Raw genomic sequence first — 4,571 nt, forward strand, 5'->3', positions numbered from 1 at the left:
CTAATTAGAGGAGGAGCGTAGCAACCCCTCCTCCTCGGCAGCAGCCTCGAAGGCCTTCCTTACGTCGTCTGGTGTGCGCTCGCCTTCAATTAGACCCATGCAGATCTCGACCGCCTCCTTCCACTTGGGTCCACGCTTGGTCCACTTCATGAGTTCCGCAGCGGCGCCCTCGACATTGGTGCAGACGTAGGTGAGCCCAGGTTTGTCGGTTTCGATGTTGACGGGAGGGTGAAACTCAATGGATAGCCATGAAACCTCCTACTCGGGCGAGAGATACATCTCCGCCTCCTTAGCGGCAGCCACGAAAGCCTTTCGAATCACGTGAGGGTCAATCGGATCGCCCTCCAGTGCTGACAGGCAGAGGGTCCACGCCTTGTGCCAGCGAGGTCCTCTCCGGGTCCACCTCTTGAGCTGCTCAAGGGCTGCCCTCGTATTGTTGCAGCCATGCCTGACACCGTCCGTTTCAGTCTTCACGAACACCGGAGGGACGAACCAAAGACTTGCCATGACACCTCCCACGCCATGAGTTCCTCAGCGGCTCCCTCGATGTGGCTGACCCCATGGCGAATGGCCGGACGCTTCGCCTTCACGTAGATCGGGGGAGAACCAGAGGAGTCTCATGAGGAGTAGATTAGGGGATACTCACATGTTTGGTAGAGGCGGATCACAGCGGCGGCTCGGTCGATTTCCCTGGCCGGCCTCATTTCCGGTCAAGCCGTCGCTTACCGCCCCATTTCGAGGCCGACAGAAGTTCTTCCTCGCCCACCACTCCGGCCATGTAATTGGGACGCGAGCGTTTCGCGTTGTTGTTCCGATTGACCGTCAATCTTCAAACGATTGAACACGCGGCCAAGCAGCGCCAGCTCGGACCGCTCGGTTACCTTCCCGAAATGCCATTCAACAAAGTCTTTGAAATCGTTCTCGCCAAGTTGCAGCTGAGGAGATCCGATCTTTACGTGAGACGCAGGCTTTTGATTTGTTGCCGGCGAGCCGCTCGAGCAACATCCTAGCATCAGACGTGGATGTCTGCTTCGATGCAGTGACGAAACATGAACTGGCCGGCCAGAGAGTGATTGCGCCCGGCGGAGCTGCCGCAAATGCATGCCGGAGGCATGGCGTCAAGCCACTTGTATCTTGTCATCCAAGCGCCCCGGGGCAGGAAAGCCGCCGAAATTTCGGGCCGCCATCAAAAGGTTCTTGTAAGGCGTGGCAGATGCTCATACCGGCCTCGGTTTGCGTTCGCGCCGCTCAGGTTCGATCTGATGCCTGGGTCATTTTGATGAACGTCACAGTGTTACAAAAAGCCTCGTAAGTTGTTGATTCCATTACAGCAACTCAGAGTTCAATCCTCTCTCGCAGCACCAGTTTCCAAGGCTTTTTAGAAGGGCTTCTATGCCGCGCTGTGCACAGCTGCGCTGGGCCAGCGCGTGGGGATGCGCAAAGTGCGCCGGATCGACTGCCACCAGGGGCCTTGTCTCAGTTTGAAGTTCGGCCGCGGCTGGCGAAGGTTTTGCCAATCGCGCACTTGCAGCCTATGCTTCGGTATCGGCCGCCAGTGCTGCGGATGCAGCCGACAGTGAGAGGGTACGTGCTCTTGCCCGTCCGGGAGAGAGCCGTGTCCCAGTCCCTTCCTCGCAATCATGTGTTGAAAGCCCTCTCCCAGAGGATTTCGCGCTGCTGCTGCCGTCAATGCATCATGTCGAACTGGACATCAAAGCCCAGCTGGAGATCCCGTATCAGCCAATCGAGCATGTGTATTTTCCAGAGGCGGGTATCGCTTCGGTGGTCGCCACCATGACTGGAGGGCGGCAAAGTGAAGTCGGGATCGTTGGCTATGATGGGATGACAGGCGTTGCCATCATTCTCGGCCAAGACAGCTCTCCCAATGAGACCTATATTCAAGTCGCAGGCAGCGGCTGGTGCCTGCCGGTTGAGAATCTTCGGTCTGAGGTGGCAAAGAGCCAGTCGCTTCGCGCGTCGCTGCTTGCCTATGCCCACGCCTTCCTTGTCCAGTCGTCCCGGACGGCACTGGTCAATGGCCATTCCAAGATCGAGGAACGGCTGGCCCGCTGGTTGCTGATGGTCCACGACCGAACCGAGGGAAACAAGATCCAGCTGACGCATGAATTTCTGGCGACCATGCTCGGCTCTCGGCGCCCCGGGGTTACCACCGCCCTGCAAATGCTTGAATATCGAGGGCTGGTTAACGCCAGGCGCGGCGAGATCACGATCATCGACCGTGCCGGAATGATAAAGCTCACACATGGCGCCTATGGCGACGAGGAGCAACGTCACTTCGGCTAATGCATGTCGCGCAAAGCATGCCCCTCGGGCCTGACCCGAGGGTGTGCAGCGGTTTTGCGAAAACGACATGCATAAAAACAACAACCTGAAGCGCGTCGCATGAGGCCGGTCAAACGCGACGCGCTCCGCCGGATTGTCCGATATCAGACATAAGCTTGAAGGCCGCCGCATGTTAGACGAAAGTCGTATTGTTGGCAGGGAGGAACTGTTGATGAGCCACACTTTTCACACAGTCACGGTTGAAGGCGCGGCGGAGGCCTATGTCCTTTCCAGAGGCAAGGCTCGGTATCTCTCGATCGAGCAAGCGATCCGCGCCATTCGAACACTCATGCCGGCTTGCAGGGCCACCAACCACGAGTTGGAGGAGATGCTGGCGGCAGCATGCGTCGTGCACGGCGTGCCCGTCGCCTTCGACGCCAAAACAGCCGGTAGCCCAGAACCACGGCTCCATTCGTAGGCCGGAAATGTCCGCGCCGCTGCAGAAGCCAAATTCGGTGGATGTTCGGCAGGCGATTGTCCGCCACCTGATCGATCATGTCGACAATCCGAGCGTCTCGATATTCGAAGTGACCATCGCCGTGAGGAAGATGTTTCCACTTTGCGAACTCACGGATTGGCAAATTGGCGATCTCATTGCGAGAAGCGCCATCGACGCGGGATTTGCGATCGATTTCGATGCGGCCCCCTAGCCAGACGCCTCTGGGTAGCAGCATAGTGGCGTTACGGTTTCCGCAGTCGCCTCGGTCTCTCACTGTGGAACCAGGCTGGTAGCGCAGATCGTCCGCGACGATGGGGCCGCAGGTTTCCCGAGCGGACTTGCGCATCGCCGGCCTGCCGAGCGCAGCCGATGCTGGATCAATCCTGAGCGGAGCCTGCTATAATCCCGTATGGCCGCTCGCATAGTGGTTATCCTGGCGCTGCTTTCCGCCTTCGCCTACGGCTTCGCAAAACTCGTGGAACGTTATGGCGACGCTGGCGACAAGCCCTCTCCGTGTGAAAAATGGCCACAGCCTGAGTGTCCAGTCCCAAACGCGCCGCCTCAAGAAGAAACCAGGCCTTGAGCGGGCGTTCGCGGGCACCGCCAAACATCGGCGTTGATAGGCCGTGGCAGCCGGTTCGCGCACAGCCGGTGGAACAAGAATTGCTCCGCATCGTTGAGATAGCTAGGCAACCCACCGCGGCAGCAATCAAGCACCGCAGCTGAAGGTTGCTTGGAGGTTATTATGGGAAAGCAACTTACATTGGCTGCGGCAGGCATCCTTTTCGTCGTCGGTGTCAACGCCGCCGCCGCTCAGGACGTCATTATTCAACCCGAGCATGACACCGTGATCCGCGAATACGTGAAAAAGAAACCGGTGGCATCACTCAGCCTTCCTGGCGTGGAGCTCAACATCGGCACAGCCTTGCCCGAAACGGTCGAGCTTTACGAGGTCCCGGACGTTCAGTACCGCTACGTCGTCATCGACGGCCGAACCGTCCTGGTCGATCCAGGTACCCGCAAGATTGTGAAGGTCTACGACTGAAGTGACCCCTCACGCTGAAGCCCGTCGTGCCGAAAGGCGCGGCAGGCCCGGCGCCTTCTCAAGCGCGGCTTGGATTTCTTCTGTGATGGGGCTTTCCGGCCTCACGCTCGACCCCAAGCAGATCATACAGCGTGGCGATCAGGCTCTTGTATTCCTCAATGATATCGACAGAGAAACGCGCGAGTTGAACGGCATCGCCCCAATCGTGTGACGCTTCCCAGGCGATCATGTCGCGGCAAACCTCAATCTGTTGGTCGCGGATTGCTATCGGCATTGGTTGGACGCAAGCGCCGCGGCCGGATCGTTCACACGCGAGGAATGGGAGCGACCGGTCGCCGGCGATGCACCGATACTTGACGATCCGCAGATCCGAGACCTGCTCGCAGGGGCCGGCCCAAAGCTCGCGCCCTTGTTCGAGGTTCATGTCAAACGGCATTCTTGGAATGTGATGGATGGCGATGCCACGATCGAGGTCGCTTTGGATATCGGCAAGGTCGTTGCAGCCGATCGCGAGGCGCCGCTATGCGAGATCGAGTTGGAAAAGAAGGCGGGCCCACCGAGAGCGCTGTTTGCGCTCGCCCGGAAAGTCGACCTGATCACGCCGGCGTATCTCGGGGTGATGAGCAAAGCGGAACGGGGCTATCGTCTGCTTGGCCCGGCGCCCGGCGCTGTGAAAGCGGCTTCGACCCCGCTCTCGTCCGATATGAGCGCAGCAACGGCTATCGCGCGCATTGCAGTGGCCTG

8 protein-coding genes are annotated in these 4,571 nt (G+C 59.0%); 5 read left to right on the plus strand and 3 right to left on the minus strand.

Going from position 1 to position 4,571, the window contains the following annotated elements:
- Together AC0L16_RS33220 and AC0L16_RS33225 are read right to left on the minus strand one after the other, a co-directional pair.
- Nucleotides 1-240 carry a DUF982 domain-containing protein gene (locus tag AC0L16_RS33220; protein ID WP_473625748.1) on the minus strand — a complete coding sequence of 80 codons (240 nt, stop codon included), beginning with the start codon at nt 238-240 and terminating at the stop codon, nt 1-3.
- An 18-nt stretch (nt 241-258) separates the two neighbouring features.
- A complete protein-coding gene (locus AC0L16_RS33225) occupies nt 259-507 on the minus strand; it encodes a DUF982 domain-containing protein (RefSeq protein WP_095493028.1) in 249 nt (82 codons plus the stop codon).
- Between the two features lie 1,182 nt (nt 508-1,689).
- On the opposite strand from AC0L16_RS33225, the gene AC0L16_RS33230 reads away from it, so the two are divergent.
- The 4 genes from AC0L16_RS33230 (at nt 1,690) to AC0L16_RS33245 (ending at nt 3,827) form a co-directional block, all read left to right on the plus strand.
- A complete protein-coding gene (locus AC0L16_RS33230) occupies nt 1,690-2,304 on the plus strand; it encodes a Crp/Fnr family transcriptional regulator (protein WP_473625743.1) in 615 nt (204 codons plus the stop codon).
- Nucleotides 2,305-2,515: 211 nt separating this feature from the next.
- Nucleotides 2,516-2,761: a hypothetical protein gene (locus AC0L16_RS33235; RefSeq protein ID WP_473625744.1), complete on the plus strand. Its 246-nt coding sequence runs from the start codon at nt 2,516-2,518 to the stop codon at nt 2,759-2,761.
- 7 nt (nt 2,762-2,768) lie between these two features.
- Complete coding sequence (locus AC0L16_RS33240) at nt 2,769-2,993, plus strand: hypothetical protein (protein ID WP_473625746.1); 225 nt, start codon at nt 2,769-2,771, stop codon at nt 2,991-2,993.
- A gap of 534 nt (nt 2,994-3,527) precedes the next feature.
- Nucleotides 3,528-3,827 carry a DUF1236 domain-containing protein gene (locus AC0L16_RS33245; protein WP_473625747.1) on the plus strand — a complete coding sequence of 100 codons (300 nt, stop codon included), beginning with the start codon at nt 3,528-3,530 and terminating at the stop codon, nt 3,825-3,827.
- Nucleotides 3,828-3,885: 58 nt separating this feature from the next.
- Here the strand turns inward: AC0L16_RS33245 and AC0L16_RS33250 are convergent, their stop codons facing one another.
- Nucleotides 3,886-4,251, minus strand: a complete 366-nt coding sequence (locus tag AC0L16_RS33250) for a hypothetical protein (RefSeq protein ID WP_473625751.1) — start codon at nt 4,249-4,251, stop codon at nt 3,886-3,888.
- Between AC0L16_RS33250 and AC0L16_RS33255 the strand changes: the two genes are divergently transcribed.
- Nucleotides 4,177-4,571: CYTH domain-containing protein (locus tag AC0L16_RS33255; RefSeq protein ID WP_473625750.1), on the plus strand; the 395-nt coding region annotated here is incomplete at its 3' end. The genes AC0L16_RS33250 and AC0L16_RS33255 overlap by 75 nt on opposite strands.

Source organism: Mesorhizobium sp. WSM4848 (genome assembly GCF_055811375.1).

Bases quoted from the DNA above. Each gene is read 5' to 3' on its own strand.
- AC0L16_RS33225 (WP_095493028.1), bottom strand. From the start codon at position 507: ATGGCAAGTCTTTGGTTCGTCCCTCCGGTGTTCGTGAAGACTGAAACG.
- AC0L16_RS33230 (WP_473625743.1), top strand. From the start codon at position 1,690: ATGCATCATGTCGAACTGGACATCAAAGCCCAGCTGGAGATCCCGTAT.
- AC0L16_RS33235 (WP_473625744.1), top strand. From the start codon at position 2,516: ATGAGCCACACTTTTCACACAGTCACGGTTGAAGGCGCGGCGGAGGCC.
- AC0L16_RS33240 (WP_473625746.1), top strand. From the start codon at position 2,769: ATGTCCGCGCCGCTGCAGAAGCCAAATTCGGTGGATGTTCGGCAGGCG.
- AC0L16_RS33245 (WP_473625747.1), top strand. From the start codon at position 3,528: ATGGGAAAGCAACTTACATTGGCTGCGGCAGGCATCCTTTTCGTCGTC.
- AC0L16_RS33250 (WP_473625751.1), bottom strand. From the start codon at position 4,251: ATGAACCTCGAACAAGGGCGCGAGCTTTGGGCCGGCCCCTGCGAGCAG.